We start from the raw sequence: 18,745 nt of genomic DNA on the forward strand, positions 1-18,745 counted from the left end.
AGCCCTGTCCACCACTTATCTTGTTCAGCTGCAGCGATTATCCCCATGCGAGGCCGCAAGGCTTAGTATTTGATGCGTTTTGGTTTTAATCGGCGTCGTTGCCGTTGGCGGTTTGGTTGGCGATCAGCAATTGTTGGACCATGTTGGTCCGCGACATTGCAATCACATGATCGACGCCTTCAACCGTGATTGCCAGGGTTCCCTGTTCGGTGCGTTCGATGAAGCCCTTTGATTTCAGATACCAGATATGGAATTCAAAAATATCGTCAGGGCAGTTCAAAAATTCTTTGATATAATATTCAAGAACGCCGGGATTTTGGCCATTTTCCCGCCGCTTGCGGTAAAGCGACATCAGAATTTTCTCATGTGCTTCCGCATCCGTCAGCGCCGCGCTGCCGTCAATGGGCTGTCCTTCGCCTTCGGTCGCTTCCGCTTCATCGGCTACGACATTTTCCTTGTGCAATATGTCATACATCTGCCGATTTTTGGGGTTGCGAAGCATCCTGTAGGCTTCAACGACTTCCTTGAACCGCGCTACATCTGCCGTTTCCGGATGATCGGGATGATAGATTTTCGCCAGATGGCGATAGGCAGCCTCCAATATCTTGGAGTCGCAGTTCGGGCTAACCTGCAAAATCCGGTAATAGTCGACGAAGGGTTGCTCTTCATTCATTCGATTTTGCCTCAGCGAACAGATATGAAAACAGGCAACGTCGCCTATCAATAACTTCATGAAGCGATAAGGTGTGCAATTCAAGTCAATTGGCAAATGACCAACGCACAACGATAATCACTTAACAGAGCAGTCAGGAATTCTGCAAAAGCCCAACTTCCGTTGCGTTGTCGTGGATATTACCAAAGTAATATTATTCGACAACTGCGCTGCATCATGCTGCATCAGCACACCGCTTTAGGTTTCTATTTCTGACTACCCAAACGGGTAGCGAATGGGTCTTCCCGATTGGCTATTTCTGAACCCGCAAAAATGACCGGAGGATGTATGCGATTGATTGGGATATTGGCCTTTGCGTCGGGGTTGGCGCTGGGTTCGCAAAATGCAGCGGCGCAAAATGTCCAATGGGCTTCGAAACAAGCTGATGATGCAGTCGTGACAAGCGCTGCGGTGCATGGGCAGCCTGATGGGATCGCTACAGCGGTTGGATTCTACAATTCGGTTTATGTCCGCGATTTCAAAGCTGGCAAAGTGGGCGCAGTGCAACTCGAAAAGGCTATGAAGCTCCCCGCAGGCGAACTTGGCAAATGGGATCTGATCGTGTTTGAAAGCGAAGCGCCCGGCTCCGGTGCCTTTTTTGATGGGTCGATGTGGATGGTGCAGGATATGCAGAAAATGGTCTCGACCGTTTACGATAGCCGCACCCGGGCGTCTGTTCCGGGGACGGGCAGCGGCTGGAGCTTCAAGACCGGTCGAATGACGATGGCCGAATTCAAGGCGATCTATCCGGGTCCGCGCGTGATGGCGGATGCCGCATGGCTGCTGATCAAATTCCCGTCGGTCGTTGAAAAGACGTCGCCCAATCTGGCGGTCTGGATGGGGGGAGGGCCTATCCCGTCCCCCGACGACAATATGCCGACGCCTGATGCGATTGGCGTTATCCGCTAGTTGCGTTTCTCGTCAGCCAGCAATCGTCCCAAGGCCTCATAGGCCGGGATGGAGGTCGGATCGATCGCGACATTGCCTGCGACCGGATGCGAGGCGAAACGGGCGATGACCATTTCGGCCTTGGGGTCGATATAGATCGCCTGGCCGTGGATCCCGCGCGCCATATAGGCGCCGTGGTCGTTATGGCGGACCCACCATTGGTTACGGTAAGACCAGCCGGGCAGGGTCGGGTATGCGCCGTTTTTAGCGAACTCCGCCTTGCCGCCTCCCTTGGTGATGTCGGCAATGGCTGTTGCGGGGACGACCTGCTGGCCATTCCATTTTCCGCCCAGCCGCATCATTTCGCCAAAGCGCGCCATGTCGCGCAGCGAAAGCATCAGCCCGCCGCCTGCAAAGGGCGTTCCCTGCGCGTCGACGACAAGTGCGGCATCCTGCTCCATGCCCAGCTTTGACCAGAAACGCTGTTCCAACTGCTCGCGGACCGGAATGCCGGTTGCGCGGGTAATGATCCAGCCGAGCGCGTCGCTATTGGCGGTGCGATAGGTGAAGCGTTCCCCATGTTCGCCTTGTTTGCCAATGGTGGGCAGAAAGGCGAGGAAGCCGTCGGGCCCATCATAGTCAGCGCGTCTCGGCGCGGCACGACCGGCACGGGCATGGCGGATGATGTCTGCGTCAGCATTGGTGTAGGTCTCGTCGAAAGCGATGCCGGTCGTCATATCCATGACATGGCGGACGGTTGCCCCCGCGAAGCCACTGCCCGCCAGTTCGGGGACATAATCGGTAACCAGCTTATCGGGATCGAGCTTGCCCTCTGCAGCGAGGCTGGCGGCCAGTGTGCCGATATAGGATTTGGTGACAGAAAAAGCGATGTGCTGCGACGCGGGTGTGGTCACGCCCATATAGCGCTCGTAAACAATCTTGCCTTTGTGCAGCACGATGACGGCGTCGGTATAGTTTGCATCCAGAGCGTCTTTCCAGCTCATCGGCTTGTCGCTGCCCAGCGGCGTAAAGGCCAGCGCGTCAATATCATCGCGCTCTTTGCGCGGAAAAGCATGAGCCGAGGTGTCACCGCGATGCAGCGGCAGGGTCGGGAAGAACTGCCGCCAGTTCGAAAAGCTCCATCGCAGCTGCGGGAAGCGGAAATAGCTGCCGTCATCAAACTTGATCTGCTTGTCCGCAGGCGGAGGTGTGCCCTGCATCCAGCCCAGCTTGGCCGGATCGCTTTCGGCTGCATCCAGCTGTTTGTGCTCGCTCTGTGCCTGCGCACCTGACGCTGCAACTGCAAGTGCCGTCGCTGCAATAATCGCCTTTTTGGGCATGTTCCCCTCCCTCTTATGTCCTCAAGAGGGAGGATGGCGCAATCATTCAGCCAGTGCAACCTCGGGGTCGACAAACTTCAGGTTCAGGCTTTCGGCCACCGCCTTGCTGGTCACTTTGCCCTTGTGGACATTGAGGCCGGCGAGAAGCCCGCGACCGATTTCGCTATGCGCGTGCAAAGCCTCCAGCCCCTTATCCGCTAGCGCCAAGCCATAAGGTAGGGTGGCGTTGTTGAGCGCAGCGGCGCTGGTCTGCGGAACCGCGCCCGGCATATTGGCGACGCAATAATGGATGATGCCGTCGACGACATAGGTGGGCTCGGCATGTGTTGTGGGCTTTGAGGTTTCAAAACAACCGCCCTGATCGATCGCTACGTCGACCAGAACCGAGCCCGGTTTCATGTGCTTGAGCATTTTGCGCGTGACCAGCTTGGGTGCAGCGGCGCCCGGTATCAGGACCGCGCCGATAACGGCATCGGCAATGCTGATTTCATGGTCGATAGTGTCCAGGGTCGAATAGCGGGTGCGCACACGACCGTGGAACAGTTCGTCAATTTCACGCAGGCGCGGGATCGAACGATCGACGACGGTGACATCAGCACCTAGCCCGACCGCCATGCGCGCGGCATGGGTGCCGACAACACCGCCGCCGATCACGCAAACGCGGCCAGCCGGAACGCCCGGAACGCCGCCGAGGAGAATGCCAGCGCCACCTTCCGAACGACGCATTGCTTCGCCTGCAGCCTCGATCGCAAGGCGCCCAGCGACTTCGCTCATCGGTGCAAGGAGCGGCAGGGTGCCGCGTGCGTCGGTCACGGTTTCATAGGCGATGGCCGTGCATTTCGATTTGACCAGACCTTTGGCCTGCTTGGGATCCGGCGCGAGATGGAGATAGGTGAAAAGGATCTGGCCTTCGCGTAGCTGCACCCATTCGCTCGGCTGCGGCTCCTTCACCTTGACCACCATATCGGCCTTGGCAAAGATTTCTTCGGCGGTTTTCACGATTTTGGCACCGGCTTTTTTGTACGCCTCGTCGGTCGCCATGATGCCCGCACCAGCGCCCGATTGCACCATCACCTGGTGCCCGCGCGCAACATATTCGCGGACGGCAGACGGGGTCAGGCCGACGCGATATTCATGGACCTTGATTTCGGTGGGGACGCCAACGCGCATAAATCTCTCCTGCATAAAAGCGGTGTTGCGCCGCTTTTAACATGTCGGGCGCGGATATAATGCGCAATTTCTGGACTGATATGCCTGAATGATGCATAAAATCATCTTTTTTGAGTAAAAGGCGCTTAAAATATGCATATAGACAAGTTGGATCGCAAAATCCTCAGCGCGCTTGTGGCTAACGGTCGAGCTACGCAGCAGGAGCTTGGTGAGGCCGCAGGCCTTTCGCCGAGTGCGGCGTCCAGACGGCAAAAGGCATTGGAAGATGCGGGCATATTGCGCGGCTATCGCGCCGATGTGAATCTGCGCAAATTGGGGATGGGCGCTACGGTGATGGTAACGATCACGCTCGATAGCCAGAGCGAGGAAGCGATGGAGGCGTTTGAAAGCGCGGTTGTCGAAAGCCCTTCCATCCTGCGCTGCCACTTGATGAGTGGCCGCAACGACTATCACCTGACCGTCCGCGCGACATCGATTGAGGATTATGAGCGGGTGCACCGGCAGGAGATTGCGCGACTGCCCCGTGTGGCACGCATAGAGACTGCTTTTGCCTTGCGGGAAGTCGTCAACCGCACAGTCCCGCCTCGGCTTTTAGGCTGATTTACAATATAACAAGCTTTCCACCTTAACCCTGCCGTCTTGGATTTTGCTTGAGGCGGGGGCCCGATGGAACATCATTTGCAAAAGGCATGGGCCGATGAAACGGTCGAAAATGCCTATTTCCAGCGCATCGAGTCGATGGTGCATGCGGGCGATCTGGATGCCGCCTCCGCAATAATTGAGGAAGATCTCGCCAGCCTCGATACGCCGCTCGGCCAATTGTGCCGCGATCTGAGCGAAGAAGCCGTCGACATTGCGGGTTGGGAAGAGTTGGGCGATTCCATCGCGCAATATGAAGGTGAGCCGATCACTGCCGTGCATATCATGATCTCGAACGAGCCCGATCTGGTGTTTGAAGACAAGAGCATCACGCACCACCCTATGATCGAAGTGATGTTTTACAGCGACGAGCATCTGGCCTTTTCGGAAATGGCGCGCGACGAAATTCTCTCAGCCAGCCTTGAAGAGGATGAAAGCTGGTGGGGGCAGGGTGAGGATATGGAGGCCTATCTGGAGATTAACGGCCTCAGCCAGTTGAACACCGCGCTGCTGCACCACAAGCGCCAATATTATTTCCGCGACCAGATGCACGTGTTGGATGAGAAGAACGGTCTGGCCGCCGACACCGCGCCCTTGCTCTATGTCGAGTTCCGTCTCGCTTCAATGCTGCGCGCCGTGCGCTATCATCAGGCGGTCAAGGCATTGGTCGAAGGCTTTGGCCTTCGCAAAAATGTGCCCGTTCTGGTCGGCATGCACAATATGAAGCCCGAGATCAGCTCGGTCTATATGGCGAAATCGGCGGTCATTGTTGAAATGGCGCGGATCCCGAAGCTTGCAGTGACCATCAAGCGCAACATGGAAGAAATCCCCGAGGAATTTTCAGGCAGCAGCCTGCGCCAGAAGGTGCTTGTCGAGGCTGAGGAAGAGAGGCCGGGATTCTTCAGGAGACTGTTTGGGCGGCGCTAACCGATCGTCTCGAGCAGTTCCCCGATCTTCCCGAACATCTCATCTATATGCGCCTTCTCCAAGATCAGCGGCGGGCTGAGGGCGATAATATCGCCCGTTGCACGCACCAATAGGCCATTGTCGAAACAGGCATGGAAGAGTTCGGTGGCGCGCTTCGTGGGTGCGCCCGGGCGGGGTTCGAGTTCGATACCGGCGACCAGTCCGATGGTGCGGATGTCGATGATATGGGCCTTGCCGCGAAGGCTGTGCGCGGCGTCGGCCCAATAGGTGGCCAGTTCATCGGCTTTGTTGAACAGCCCTTCGTCGCGGTAAAGATCTAGCGTCGCCAGCCCCGCCGCGCAGGCTACGGGGTGGCCCGAATAGGTGTAGCCGTGGAAAAGCTCGATGCCGTCCGCCGCATTGTTTACCACATGGTCATGGATCGTCCGGCTGACCGCGACCGCACCCATCGGCACAGCAGCGTTGGTCAGGCCCTTGGCCATGGTGATGATGTCGGGCGTGACGCCCCATGTTCCGGCAGCGGTTGCGCCGCCGACGCGTCCATAAGCGGTAATCACTTCGTCGAAGATCAGGATGATGCCGTGCTTGGTGCATATGTCGCGCAACCGTTGCAGATACCCGACGGGCGGGACCAGCACACCGGTGGAGCCTGCCATCGGCTCTACGATGACAGCCGCGATGGTTTCCGCACCATGCAACGCGACCAATCGTTCGAGGTCGTCCGCCAGTTCCGCGCCATGCGCCGGAAATCCCTTTGTAAAGGCGTTACGCGCCAGATCATGCGTGTGCGGCAGATGATCGACGCCGGGTAGCCCCTGCCACCAGCGACGGTTATTGACGATGCCGCCCACGGATATTCCACCAAAGCCGGTGCCATGATAGCCGCGTTCGCGCCCAATCAGCCTAGTGCGGGTGCCTTGTCCCCGCGATCGCTGCACCGCGAGTGCGATTTTCAAGGCGGTGTCGACTGACTCGCTGCCCGAATTGGTGAAGAAGATACGGTCGAGCCCGTCGGGCATCAGTGCGGCGACACGAGATGCAAGTTCGAAGGCAAGCGGATGGCCCAACTGAAAGGTCGGGCCGAAATCCATGGTCGCCGCAGTTTTCGCAATCGCCTCCACAATCGGCGCGCGGCAATGGCCTGCGTTGTTGCACCAGAGGCCAGAGGTGCCGTCGAGGATGCGGTTTCCGGCGGCGTCCCAATAATGCATGTCCTTGGCTGCGACGAGTTGGCGCGGGTGCGCTTTGTAGGCGCGGTTGGCGGTGAAAGGCATCCAGAATGCCGCCAAAGGGTCGTTTTCACGCATCGGTTCGGTCCTTGTTTGACACTGTTTGGTGCCGATTAACTGTGACCGATATGCCACAACTTATAAAAAGGACAATGTTGCAGACATAAAATTGCTTGAAGCGGCGATGCTTTGCTGTTTTTGTGCACCTGCACACTGACAGCATCGTTAACCATATAACAAGTGGAAGCTGGCAGAACTCGCGGGAACGAACAGCCATATTGGGGGCAGGGGCCTTTGTGCCGACTGTCAGCGAGTTTTAAGTGAAGAAAGGTCAAAATATGCGTAAATCTGTTTTCAAGCTGGCCGCGGCTTGCGTTGCATTGGGCAGCATCTCGGCCGCAGCCCCTGCATTCGCGCAGGAAGAAGCCGCTGAAGAAGCCGAAGGTCCGATCACCGTTTCGGGTGGCATCGCGGTTGTTTCCGATTATCGCTTCCGCGGCGTTTCGCTGTCGGACAAGGATTTTGCGGTTCAGCCGACTATCACCATCAGCCATGAATCGGGCTTTTATGTTGGTGCCTGGGGTTCGAACATCGCCGACAATGCTGGCGATGATCTGGAACTTGACCTCTACGCAGGTTTTGCCGGTGGTGATGCCGTGACCTACGATCTTGGCGTGACCTATTACATCTACCCCGGTGTTTCGTCGTTCAACTATGCTGAACTCATCGGCAAAGTTGGTACAACGGTTGGTCCGGCAACGGTTGGCGCCACGCTCGCTTATGCACCGAGTCAGGACGGCACGGGCAACACCGACAATGTCTATATCGGCACCAACGCTTCGATCGGCATTCCAGACACTCCGCTGACATTCACCGGTTCGGTTGGCTATGAAGATGGCGCGTTCGGCGATGACAAGATCGACTGGTCGCTGGGCGTGACTGCTGAAGTACAGGGCTTTACTCTCGGTGCATCCTATGTTGATACCAACCGTTTCGTTGGTGGCCTTGGCAAGGCTGGTGCGGTCTTCTCGATCAGCTACGGCTTCTGATTTTTTGCTAGCCGAAAGGCCAGTACCATCGAAAATGCATGCCGGGCTTGACTGTTCAAGCCCGGCATGTCCTTATGTGGCAGGCCCATTTCCGGCCCTAAACCGGTGAAAAACAATGTCTGTCAATCTGGCGAACTGGATCGCCGAAAACAAAATCGACGAAGTCGAATGTATCGTTCCCGATATTAACGGGGTGCAACGCGGCAAGGTTCTGCCCGCCAAGAAATTCCTGTCCTCGGTCAGTGACAAGTCGCTCCGCATTCCCGGCAGCGTCTTTATCTGCACGATCGACGGGCATTATCCCGAAGATATCGAGGATATCTGGGACAAAGACCCCGACAAGATTTTGATCGCCGATCCGGACACGATTTGCATCGCGCCCGGCTTCAAATCGCCCACCGCATTTGTGATTGCCGATGCCTATAATGGTGATGGCACTGAGGTGGAATTGGCCCCGCGTGCCATCCTGAAGAAAGTCCTGGGTCTCTACGCCGCCAAAGGCTGGAAACCGATCATCGCGCCAGAGGTGGAATTCTACCTCGTCAGCCGGAATGTCGATCCCGACTTTCCGCTCGTGCCGCCGACCGGTTCCAGCGGACGGGCAGAGACCGCGAGCCAGCCATATGGCTTGGAGGCGATGAACGAATATGAGGATATCATCGATCATATCTACGACGATTGCGAGCTGATGGGGCTCGATATCGACACGATGATCCATGAAATGGGTGCCGCGCAGTTGGAGGTGAACTTCCTTCACGGCGATCCGCTAAAGCTTGCCGACCAGGTATTCCTGTTCAAACGCGTCGTCCGCGCGGTGGCGAAACAGCACGGCGTCTATGCCACTTTCATGGCGAACCCAATGGCAGGGCAGCCGGGCAGTGCGATGCACATCCATCAATCGGTGGTCGATGCCGAAACCGGCAAGAACCTGTTTTCAAATGCCAACGGCAAGGATAGCGCAATTTTCCGCAGCTATATTGCGGGCCTCGTCAAGTTCATGCCGCAAATCTCGCCGCTTTGGGCCCCCAATGTGAACAGCTTCCGCCGCATGCGGCCCGACAGTGCTGCGCCGATCAATGTGCAATGGGGAGAGGACAACCGGTCATGCGGTTTCCGCGTGCCCATTTCGGATAAACATAATCGCCGCGTTGAAAATCGGCTGCCGGGGGCAGACTCCAACCCCTATCTCGCGATGGCCGCTTCTTTGGTCTGCGGCTATATCGGCATGGTCGACCGGATGGTGCCCGCAAAAGCGATTACCGGCAGCGCCTACAACCGCGCCCGCACCCTGCCGCGCACATTGGAGGCCGCGCTCGATCGCTTCTCGGCATGTAAACCTGTCCGCAACCTGCTGGGCGAGGATTTCTTCGAAATCTTCTACGCGGTGAAGGATTATGAGCTGTTCAACTACCAGTCAGTGGTGAGCAGTTGGGAACGCGAGCATTTGCTGCTGCGGGTGTAAGGTTGAGGCTTCTGTTACTATCCCAGTACCGTCACCCTGAACTTGTTTCAGGGTCCATTTCACCTCTCTACCCTTCGGTCTCGGTTGCACGATGGATGCTGAACCAAGTTCAGCATGACGACGAGTAGAGAGGCATGACCGATCCGCTTAACAACAGCTATTATCAAGCGTCCGCCAATGCGTGGGACACGCAGCCCAGCTTTGCCGGCGAGGGCGATTATGAGGTTGCTGTCATCGGTGGCGGATTTACGGGGCTTTCTGCCGCCTTGGCTTGCGCGGAAAAGGGGCTGAAGGTTGCGTTGTTCGAGGCGCAGTCCATCGGATTTGGCGCCTCTGGCCGCAATGGCGGGCAATTAATCCCCGGCCTGCGCTGGTCAATGCGCGAAATCGACGCGGAGTTTGGCCGCGAACGGGCGCAAGCGATTTTCGATTTGGCCTATGGCGCTGTGGGACGGGTGAACGGCCGGATATCGCAGCACGGTATCGCCTGCGACCTGAAATCCGGCCATTTGGAGGCGGCTTACAAGCCAGAGCATTTTGCGGACATGCAGCGCGAAGCCGATTTTCTAGCGCGCAATTTTGGCTGGGAGTCTGAGGTTGTCCAACCGCGCGATTTGGGCCGGCACATCAACGGTGGCGGCTATCATGGCGGCCTTTATGACGCCCGTGGCGGGCATTTTCATCCGCTGAACTATGCGCTGGGGCTGGCAGGGGCAGCCCTGAAAGCAGGCGTTACGATTTTCGAGCATTCGCCGGTAAGGCGGATCGACGGCAATCAGATTATCGCCGAACAGGGCAGTGCAAGGGCACAGCATATCCTGTTGGCAGCGGACAATTGGATGGGCGATATTGACCGTGAGTTGGGCGGCTTCACTGTCCCGATCATGAACTATAACATAGCAACCGCGCCATTGCCCGATGCGGACCAATTATTGCCAAGCGACGCCGCCGTTGCCGACAGCCGCTTTGTTCTCAACTATTTCCGCCTTTCCGCCGACAAGCGCCTGATCTTTGGCGGTGGCGAGAAATATGCGCCGACCCCGCCCGCCGACATTGCGGCCTTTGTCCGCAAGCATATGGTCGATGTTTTTCCGTCGCTTGCCGAAACACCCATCGACTATGCCTGGGGCGGTGCAGTGGCAGTGACGATGAACCGGCTTCCGCATCTGGGGCGCAAAGGGAATGTCTTTTTCGCGCATGGCTTTTCGGGGCATGGCGCGTTGGTCACGACGCTCGCGGGGGAATTGTTGGCTGAGGCTGCCACGGGAACGATGGGTGGGTTCGATGTCTTTGCCAAACTTCCCAGCCGGCCATTTCCGGGTGGTCGCTTGTTCGCCCGTCCGCTCGCGACTTTGGGATTGCTCTGGTACGCGCTAAGGGACCGGTTATGATTTCAGACGCTGTAATAGATCGGATCGCCGCGCGTGAGGTCGCAGCTTTTCGCAAAGCTAACCCCATTTCCCTTGAGTTAGGTTGCCAAGCGGCTGCGAACTGGTTTCAGGGTGTACCTTTCCACTGGATGCTTGATTGGCCGAGCCCGGTGCCGCTGGTGGCAGCCGGGGCCAAGGGGGCGATGCTGATGACGGTAGATGGCCGCACGCTCGATGATTTCTGCCTCGGCGATACAGCAAGCATGTTTGGCCATTCGCCAGCGCCGCTCGCCGAACCACTGGCCAAGCAGGCGGGGGCGGGGCTGAGCTATATGCTGCCCACCGAAAAAGGCGTCGAACTCGGCGCGATGCTGTCGGCAATGTTTGGCCTGCCGCGCTGGCAAGTGACAACGACGGCCAGCGAAGCCAACCGCGCCGTCATCCGCTGGTGCCGGGGAATATCGGGCCGGAAGAAAATCCTGATTTTTAACGGCTGTTATCATGGGGCGGTTGATGATGTGTTCGTCGATCTGCGCGCGCATCCTTCGGGTTGGGAACCCAAAATGCGCACCAGCCTGATCGGGCAGGTGCACGATATTTTGCCGACGACCACCGTTATCGAGTTTAATGACGCAAATGCCCTCGAACGCGAATTGAAAAAGGGCGACATCGCCTGCGTGCTTGCCGAGCCGGTGATGACCAATGTTGGTATGGTGCGCGACGCGCCGGGCTATCTGGATACGTTGCGCCGGCTCTGCACCGAAACAGGTACGATCCTCGTTTTCGACGAAACCCACACCATTTCATCAGGCTATGGCGGGCACAGCAACGCTTATGGACCCAAGCCGGACATGATGGTGATCGGCAAATCGATCGGTGGCGGCGTGCCAACAGCGGTTTATGGTTTCAGTGAGGAAATCGCCGGGCGGATGGCGAAGTTGAACGCGTCGCGCCCTTCAGGACATAGCGGGATCGGCACCACGCTGTCAGCCAACGCGCTGGCGATTACCGCGATGCATGCAATGGTCGGGAAGGTGATCACGCATGAGGCTTACCGCCACATGCTGGCGCTCGCACAGCGACTGGTGAAGGGCATCGAGGACGTCATAGCAGCGCACAAATTGCCCTGGCACGTCGTCAATGTCGGCGCACGCGTCGAATTTGTCTGTGCTGAGAAGCCCTCCACCAATGGCAGCGAGGCGCGTGCCGCGATGAATCCCAAATTGGAGGCGGCAATCCACCTCTATCTCGCCAATCGCGGCATTTTGCTTGCGCCGTTCCACAATATGATGTTGCTGTCTCCGGCAACGCAGGAGGGACAGGTTGATCGGTTGGTCCATGTGCTGAACGACGCGGTTACCGAATTTCTGGAGTAAATAGATTGAGCAGCCATCCCAAATCCTCGGCGGTCATCGCGCCGAAGAGCGAAGCCGAAGCTTTCTTCGCCGCCAATCCGCATGTCGATGCGGTAGATATGATCTACACCGATATGGGCGGGGTGCCGCGCGGCAAAAGACTTCGCCAGCATGAGGTGTTGGCGGTTTATGAAACCGGGCGGATGTTCCCTGGATCAATCACCGTTGTCGACATTACCGGTCAGGATACGGTCGAAACCGGCCTTGTCTGGGAAGATGGCGATGCCGACCGCTCGATGAAACCGGTGCCCGGAACGCTGGTGAAAACGCCTTGGGCCGGAGAAAATTCGGCGCAGTTCCTTGTCGATTTTTACGAACTGGATGGCACGCCGCACGATCTCGATCCGCGCCATGTGCTTGGACGGGTTGTTGATCGCTATGCCGAGCAAGGACTTGTGCCAGCGGTTGCGGTTGAACTGGAATTCTATCTTGTCGATCCCAAGCGCACCCGCGACGGGATGGTTCGTCCTGCATGTCCGGGCTACAGTAAGGATCGGCCGCGCAATGTAGAGGTTTATGGCCTGCGCGAAATCGAGGATTTCCGACCCTTTTTTGATGATCTCTACGCTTTTTGCGATGCACAATGCCTGCCGCTCGAAAGCGCGATATCGGAATTTGCGCCGGGGCAGTTCGAACTGACGCTTTGCTACAAGCCCGATGTGCTCCGCGCCTGCGACGATGCGATCATGTACAAGCGGCTGGTCAAGGCTACTGCGCAGCGCCATGGCTTCGAAGCCACATTCATGGCAAAACCGTTCGCCGATCAGGCGGGTTCAGGCATGCATATCCACGTTTCGGTCAACGATGCCAATGGCAACAATATCTTCGCCAGCGAAAACCCCGAAGGCACCGATGCGCTGCGCCATGCCATTGGCGGGATGATTGCGAATGTGGGGGACAGCTTCGCTCTGTTTGCCCCCAACGCCAACAGCTATCGCCGGTTCAAGGCAAACAGCTATGCGCCGGTCGCGCCGACATGGGGCGTCAACAACCGCACCGTTTCCTTCCGCATTCCGGCAGGCGCACCCAAGACCCGCCACGTCGAACACCGTGCCTGCGGGGCGGATGCAAATCCCTATCTTGCGGTTGCTGCGGTTCTCGCGGGCATGCATCACGGCATGGCGAACCAGACCGATCCCGGCCCGGCTGTCGTCGGAAATGGTTATGATCGCGACTCTTCGGGCGACGACAAACCGCCGAGCAACTGGTTCGCCGCAGTCGACCGTTTCCATGCCTCCAGCATCATGCGCGACTATCTGGGCGAGCGGTTTGTCGACATGTATTCGATCGTCAAACGCGTGGAACAGGACCGCTATTTCAGCGAAGTCCCGCGCCTCGATTATGACTGGTATTTGCGGAATGCCTGACGTCAAAAAAACGCTTTGAAAATCGCCGGTTTTGCGTCAGTCTCGGGAATCGAGGGAACGCATAAACAGGTGGAGCAAAGCCATGGATTTCAAGACACTTCTCGACAATGCACAGAACCGTCGTTCGCTGCTCAAGGGCATGGGGGTTGCCGCCGTCGGCTTGACCTTTACCGGAGCGCTTGCAGGCTGCGGGGAGAAGGAAGCGAAGAAGCTCGCCAATGGCGAGGAAGGCAAGCTCAACTTCTACAACTGGGACACCTATATCGGCGAAACCACGTTGGAAGATTTCAAGGGCGCGAGCGGCGTTGACGTCAATATGACGCTGTTCGCCAGCAATGATGAACTGTTCGCCAAGCTGAAGGCTGGTAATCAGGGCTATGACGTGATCGTTCCATCGAACGACTTTGTCGAGCGCATGGCGGCAGCCGATCTGCTGATGCCGCTCGATTTTGCGCAAATTCCCAACTTCGAAAAGAATATTGCGCCTGAATTCAAGGATGTACCCTATGATCCGAAACGCAAATATTCGATGCCCTATACATGGCTCTCGCTCGGCATCGGCTATCGCAAGTCGAAGGTGAAGGGCACGCCCGATAGCTGGAAGGTGCTGTTCGACAGCGACGAATATAAGGGCCGAATTGCCGTATTGTCCGAAGCGGGCGACATGTTCCGACTCTATGGTAAATATCTCGGCAAGTCGGTCAACGCGCTGACCGAAGCCGATATCAAGACCATCGAAGCGATGATGATCAAGCAAAAGCCGAACATCAAGGCCTTCCATGAGGATAATGGCCAGGACCTATTGCTCAAGGGTGAGGTAGACGTCGTCCTCGAATATAATGGCGATATCGCGCAGGCGATGGTCGAGGATGAGGATATCGGCTTTGTCATCCCCAAGGAAGGCAGCCAGCTCAATTCGGACAATCTCTGCATTCCCAAGGGCGCGCCGCGTCCCAAAAATGCGCACGCCTTCATCAACTATTTGCTCGATGCAGAGGCGGGCAAGAAGATCGCCGAAACGATCCTGTTCCCGACTCCGAATAATGCGGCCAAGGAATTGATGCCGGAAGACTATAAAACCAATCCGGTCATCTTCCCCTCGGCCGCCGAACTCGCCAAGTGCGAATATGCCGCGTACAATCCCAAATTGCAGCCGATGTATGAGGAGGCCTTCACCCGCGTGCGGGCTGCCTGATCCGTGGCAGGGGGGCTACAGGATTGGAAACAGCATAAGCGGCCGTTCGCAGCAATTGCGGGCGCGCCGCTTTTCTGGCTGTTGCTTTTCTTCCTCATACCGATGGCGATCGTCTGGCTGTACAGCTTTGGCGAAAATGCCGGACCAGCCGATATTGCGATTTCGGGGACGCTTGAAAACTACAAGCGCGCGACCGAGTGGTTGTACCTCTCGATCTTCCTGAAATCGCTGGCTGTCGCCGCGCTTGTCACACTCATCTGTCTGATTATCGGCTTTCCGGTGGCGATGGCGATTACCTTCGCCTCGGCAAAATGGCGGCCATGGTTGCTGCTCGGCATCATGCTGCCCTTCTGGACCAACCTGTTGATCCGCACCTATGCGCTGATGATGCTGATGGGCACCAATGGCTATGCCAATAAGGGGCTTGGGGCGTTGTGGGAGGGTGCAAGCTGGCTGCGTACCCTTGTCGGGATGCAGCCGCTGGAGGCATGGACGCCGGTACAGCTGCTCTACAACAATTTCGCCGTGATACTCGGGCTGGTCTATGTCCACCTGCCGTTCATGGTTTTGCCGCTCTATGCAGCGCTCGACCGGCTCGACAAATCGCTGATTGAGGCCAGCCTTGACCTGGGGGCGGGGCATTTGCGCACGCTGATGAAGATTGTCGTGCCGCTCGCCGGGCCGGGCATATTGGCGGGTGTTATGATCACGCTGATCCCGGCGCTCGGCGCTTATCTGACGCCCGACCTGATGGGCGGCACCGAGAGCCAGATGATCGCCAATGTGATCGAACGCCAGTTCAAGCGCGCCAATGACTGGCCCTTTGGCGCGGCATTATCCTTCCTGCTGATCTACGCAATGTTCATCCTGATCGCACTGCAATCGATGCGGCGCGACAAGGGCAGGGAGGCACACTAATGGCCTTGTTCAACCGCACACCGGTCGCGCCGCTAGAATATACCCGCAAGACGTGGATGCGCGGCTGGGTCGGCGCAACGATGTTTTTCCTGTACGCGCCGCTTCTGATCTTGATGGTGTTCAGCTTCAACGACAGCAAGCGTAACGTCGTATGGAAGGGCTTCACGCTGAAATATTACGAAAAGGCGATGAACAATGACTCGCTGGTAGAGGCGATGGTCAATTCGCTGACTATTGCCGGATTGGCGACAATATTCAGCCTGGTCTTGGGCGCATTGGCGGCCGTGATGCTGTGGCGCTTCCGCTTTCCGTTCAAAGGAGCGGTCGAAGGGACCATGTCGCTGCCGATCATTGTTCCCGAAATCTGCCTGGGCGTTGCCTTCCTGATCTTTTTTGCCAAGATCCAATGGCCGACCGACCTGCCGTGGCCGCTCAACCTGTCGGCGATCACGATCGCGCATATCACCTTCTGTTTCCCCTTTGTAGCGATGGTTGTCCGATCGCGGCTGGAAAGCTTCAACAAGGAAGAAGAAGAGGCGGCAAAGGATCTTGGCGCTTCCGAATGGCAGACGTTTCGCGACATCTTGCTGCCACACATGAAGCCGGGCTTGATTGCGGGCGCGCTGCTCTCCTTCACGCTCAGCCTAGATGATTTTGTCATCACCTTCTTCACCAGCGGCCCCGATACGATCACCTTCCCGGTGAAGGTCTATTCGATGGTTCGCTTCTCGGTCACGCCAGAGGTCAATGCGGCTTCGACCATCCTCATCATTCTCACCATCGTTCTCACCGCTGTGGCGCTCAAGCTGCAGGGCGTGAAAGCCATTGCGGAATCCCATTGATATGTCCGACCCACAACCCATCATCCAGATCCGCAACGTCTCCAAACGCTTTGGCAAGGTGACTGCGGTCGATAACGTCAATCTCGACATCATGGCGGGCGAGTTCTTCGTCCTGCTCGGGCCGTCCGGTTGTGGCAAGACGACGTTGCTGCGTATGATCGCCGGGTTCGAATTGCCGACCGAGGGCCAGATCATCATCGACGGCGTTGATGTCAGCGATGTACCGCCGAACAAGCGACCCGTGAACATGGTGTTCCAGAGCTACGCGGTGTTCCCGCACATGTCGGTGGCCGACAATGTCGCTTATGGTCTGAAGATTCGTGGTGTCGGGCGTGGCGAACGCGAAGATCGGGTGCGGGAAGCGCTTGAGCTGGTCAAGCTGGGCGGGTTTGAGGATCGCATGCCCGACCAGATGTCAGGCGGGCAACGCCAGCGCGTGGCGCTTGCGCGTAGTCTGGTGATGCGGCCCAAGGTACTGCTCCTTGATGAGCCGCTTTCGGCGCTCGATGCGAAATTGCGCGCGCAGATGCAGTTTGAGCTTTCTGACCTGCAGGACCAGGTGGGCATCACTTTTGTCACGGTAACGCATGATCAGGATGAAGCGCTTTCGATGGCCAGTCGTATCGCCGTGATCAACAAGGGTGAGGTCGCGCAGCTAGCCGGGCCGTCTGATCTCTACGAATTCCCCGCTAACCGCTTCGTCGCCGACTTCGTGGGTTCGGTGAATATTTTCGAGGGCAAGCTGACTTTGGACGAGCCTGACAAGGCGGCAGTCGACTGCCCCGGCATCGGCAAAGTGTATCTGAACCACGGCGTTACCGGCCCGCATGGTGCCGACGTCTGGGTCGCTCTACGCCCCGAGAAAATCTATCTGCATGTGCCGGGCGAAGGGAAAGCGGTGCGCGCCGCGGCGCAGGACGCGCCCGATGGTCACAATTTCGCACGCGGTGTGATCAAGGGCATGAGCTATCTTGGCGACATCACCCTCTATGAAATCAAACTGGATAGCGGAGAGATGATCCGCGTCTCGCGCCCCAACCTGTCACGCCATGATCAGGAAGATTTCACCTGGGACGACCGGGTCAGCATGCATTGGCGCGCCGACAGCCCGGTGGTGCTGCTGAGCTGAGCTCAATCTTCGGCGGGAGGTGCAGGCCGGACATCGATCAACGTCACAATGATGTTGGTGCCGGCTTGTGGCGCGCCCATGGTGCCATCAGACTTTGGCATACAAAAACGATAGGTTGAACCGCTTGGCATCATTTTGAGTGCCTCGGCGAACAGCGGGGTAGCCATGGCGAGCGGGATTTTCTCCCATTCGCGCTTTTCCTGCACAACACCACTTTCCGCGTCGAACAGTGTGAAATCGACCAAAGCCATATCGGCGTCCGTGGGTGTCCGTCCAGACCCTGCTGTTACGATTGAATAGCCCAGGCCCGAAGTTGTGCTTTGCGCACACACTCTGTCCGCTGGTGCAATGACGGGTTTAGGCGGCGGGGTGGTGAAGGACAAAAGTTCCACCTCGAACACCAGATCGGCATTGGGCGGGATCGGATCGCCGCCTTCGGGGCCGTAACCCAGCGCGGAAGGAATGCAGAGCCGGTATTTTCCCCCAGGCTGCATCAGCTTCAGCCCTTGGGCAAAACCGGCGATAACGCCGCTGACCTTGAACTTCGCGCCTTCGCCGGAGTCAAATTCGCTGCCGTCAGATGCCAGCCGTCCCGAATAGTTGACTTCGACCTTGGAGTCCGGTCCCGGTTTCTCGCCTTTGCCTGCCTTGATCACGGTGTAGGACAGACCCTCGGACGTTTTGACCTTACAAGTAAGCTCCGGCTTGGCGGGCGTGGGTGTAGCCGCTGAAGCGGGAAGGGTGGGGATGGCCAGCAATGCGGCGGCGGATACAGCGCCAAGCACTGCGGATCGAAACGGGTTATTCATCGCCTTAGGCGGTAGGCGAAGCGCCGGAAAAGTCCAGCGCGCTTAATCCTGCTCGCTGTCTTTCTTGCGCGCTTTGTTCGCGTAGATCAGTGCAGCGGCGAGCGCTGCCGAGCCGATGCCGATACCGGCAGCGGTCTTCCAGCCGATTCCGCCTTTTTCCTCCGCGGCTTCCTTGCGCGCCTTGGCACGCTTCACTTCGCGCATGGTTTCGTTGTCGGGCGGGGTGTCTTCGGGGGTGTCGCTCATGCCCACCTAAATGAATCAGGTGGGCATGGACGTCAACC

The 18,745-nt window shown here is 57.6% G+C and carries 18 protein-coding genes; 12 read left to right on the forward strand and 6 right to left on the reverse strand.

Annotation, left to right across the window (positions count from 1 at the left end; genetic code table 11):
- Positions 1–85: 85 nt before the first annotated feature.
- Positions 86–673, reverse strand: coding sequence for a J domain-containing protein (locus tag PKC81_RS01560; RefSeq protein WP_324332865.1), 588 nt, complete (start codon positions 671–673; stop codon positions 86–88).
- A gap of 327 nt (positions 674–1,000) precedes the next feature.
- Here PKC81_RS01560 and PKC81_RS01565 point away from each other — a divergent pair, with 327 nt between their 5' ends.
- A complete protein-coding gene (locus PKC81_RS01565; RefSeq protein WP_324332867.1) occupies positions 1,001–1,621 on the forward strand; it encodes a hypothetical protein in 621 nt (206 codons plus the stop codon).
- Here the strand turns inward: PKC81_RS01565 and PKC81_RS01570 are convergent.
- On the reverse strand, positions 1,618–2,940 hold the full coding sequence (locus PKC81_RS01570) for a serine hydrolase (RefSeq protein ID WP_324332868.1): 1,323 nt from the start codon (positions 2,938–2,940) through the stop codon (positions 1,618–1,620). The two genes, PKC81_RS01565 and PKC81_RS01570, sit on opposite strands and share 4 nt — an antisense overlap.
- A gap of 42 nt (positions 2,941–2,982) precedes the next feature.
- Positions 2,983–4,110, reverse strand: a complete 1,128-nt coding sequence (gene ald / locus PKC81_RS01575; protein ID WP_324332870.1) for an alanine dehydrogenase — start codon at positions 4,108–4,110, stop codon at positions 2,983–2,985.
- A 132-nt stretch (positions 4,111–4,242) separates the two neighbouring features.
- On the opposite strand from ald, the gene PKC81_RS01580 reads away from it, so the two are divergent.
- Positions 4,243–4,710, forward strand: a complete 468-nt coding sequence (locus tag PKC81_RS01580; protein WP_324332872.1) for an Lrp/AsnC family transcriptional regulator — start codon at positions 4,243–4,245, stop codon at positions 4,708–4,710.
- Between the two features lie 66 nt (positions 4,711–4,776).
- The gene (locus tag PKC81_RS01585) at positions 4,777–5,676 is read left to right on the forward strand and encodes a hypothetical protein (protein WP_324332874.1); all 900 of its coding nucleotides are present in this window, start codon (positions 4,777–4,779) and stop codon (positions 5,674–5,676) included.
- Here the strand turns inward: PKC81_RS01585 and PKC81_RS01590 are convergent.
- On the reverse strand, positions 5,673–6,983 hold the full coding sequence (locus PKC81_RS01590; RefSeq protein ID WP_324332876.1) for an aspartate aminotransferase family protein: 1,311 nt from the start codon (positions 6,981–6,983) through the stop codon (positions 5,673–5,675). The genes PKC81_RS01585 and PKC81_RS01590 overlap by 4 nt on opposite strands.
- 260 nt (positions 6,984–7,243) lie before the next feature.
- On the opposite strand from PKC81_RS01590, the gene PKC81_RS01595 reads away from it, so the two are divergent.
- The 9 genes from PKC81_RS01595 (at position 7,244) to PKC81_RS01635 (ending at position 17,652) form a co-directional block, all read left to right on the forward strand.
- The gene (locus tag PKC81_RS01595; RefSeq protein WP_324332877.1) at positions 7,244–7,954 is read left to right on the forward strand and encodes a TorF family putative porin; all 711 of its coding nucleotides are present in this window, start codon (positions 7,244–7,246) and stop codon (positions 7,952–7,954) included.
- 115 nt (positions 7,955–8,069) lie between these two features.
- Complete coding sequence (locus PKC81_RS01600) at positions 8,070–9,416, forward strand: glutamine synthetase family protein (protein WP_324332878.1); 1,347 nt, start codon at positions 8,070–8,072, stop codon at positions 9,414–9,416.
- A 134-nt stretch (positions 9,417–9,550) separates the two neighbouring features.
- Positions 9,551–10,807, forward strand: a complete 1,257-nt coding sequence (locus PKC81_RS01605) for an FAD-binding oxidoreductase (RefSeq protein ID WP_324332880.1) — start codon at positions 9,551–9,553, stop codon at positions 10,805–10,807.
- Complete coding sequence (locus PKC81_RS01610) at positions 10,804–12,162, forward strand: aspartate aminotransferase family protein (protein ID WP_324332881.1); 1,359 nt, start codon at positions 10,804–10,806, stop codon at positions 12,160–12,162. The genes PKC81_RS01605 and PKC81_RS01610 overlap by 4 nt, the downstream gene beginning before the upstream one ends.
- A 5-nt stretch (positions 12,163–12,167) precedes the next feature.
- Complete coding sequence (locus tag PKC81_RS01615) at positions 12,168–13,568, forward strand: glutamine synthetase family protein (RefSeq protein WP_324332882.1); 1,401 nt, start codon at positions 12,168–12,170, stop codon at positions 13,566–13,568.
- 82 nt (positions 13,569–13,650) lie between these two features.
- Positions 13,651–14,763: a spermidine/putrescine ABC transporter substrate-binding protein gene (locus tag PKC81_RS01620; protein ID WP_324332883.1), complete on the forward strand. Its 1,113-nt coding sequence runs from the start codon at positions 13,651–13,653 to the stop codon at positions 14,761–14,763.
- 81 nt (positions 14,764–14,844) lie between these two features.
- Positions 14,845–15,681 carry an ABC transporter permease gene (locus PKC81_RS01625; RefSeq protein WP_324332884.1) on the forward strand — a complete coding sequence of 279 codons (837 nt, stop codon included), beginning with the start codon at positions 14,845–14,847 and terminating at the stop codon, positions 15,679–15,681.
- A complete protein-coding gene (locus PKC81_RS01630; RefSeq protein ID WP_324332886.1) occupies positions 15,681–16,523 on the forward strand; it encodes an ABC transporter permease in 843 nt (280 codons plus the stop codon). The genes PKC81_RS01625 and PKC81_RS01630 overlap by 1 nt, the downstream gene beginning before the upstream one ends.
- A 1-nt stretch (position 16,524) precedes the next feature.
- Entirely contained in the window at positions 16,525–17,652 is a 1,128-nt protein-coding gene (locus tag PKC81_RS01635; RefSeq protein WP_324332887.1) for an ABC transporter ATP-binding protein, read from the forward strand.
- Positions 17,653–17,654: 2 nt separating this feature from the next.
- On the opposite strand, the gene PKC81_RS01640 is transcribed toward PKC81_RS01635, so the two are convergent.
- Complete coding sequence (locus tag PKC81_RS01640; protein ID WP_324332888.1) at positions 17,655–18,461, reverse strand: FKBP-type peptidyl-prolyl cis-trans isomerase; 807 nt, start codon at positions 18,459–18,461, stop codon at positions 17,655–17,657.
- A gap of 42 nt (positions 18,462–18,503) precedes the next feature.
- Positions 18,504–18,707 carry a hypothetical protein gene (locus tag PKC81_RS01645; RefSeq protein ID WP_324332889.1) on the reverse strand — a complete coding sequence of 68 codons (204 nt, stop codon included), beginning with the start codon at positions 18,705–18,707 and terminating at the stop codon, positions 18,504–18,506.
- Between the last annotated feature and the right edge of the window lie 38 nt (positions 18,708–18,745).

The organism is Sphingorhabdus sp. (assembly GCF_035329025.1).
Lineage (GTDB): Bacteria > Pseudomonadota > Alphaproteobacteria > Sphingomonadales > Sphingomonadaceae > Sphingorhabdus_B.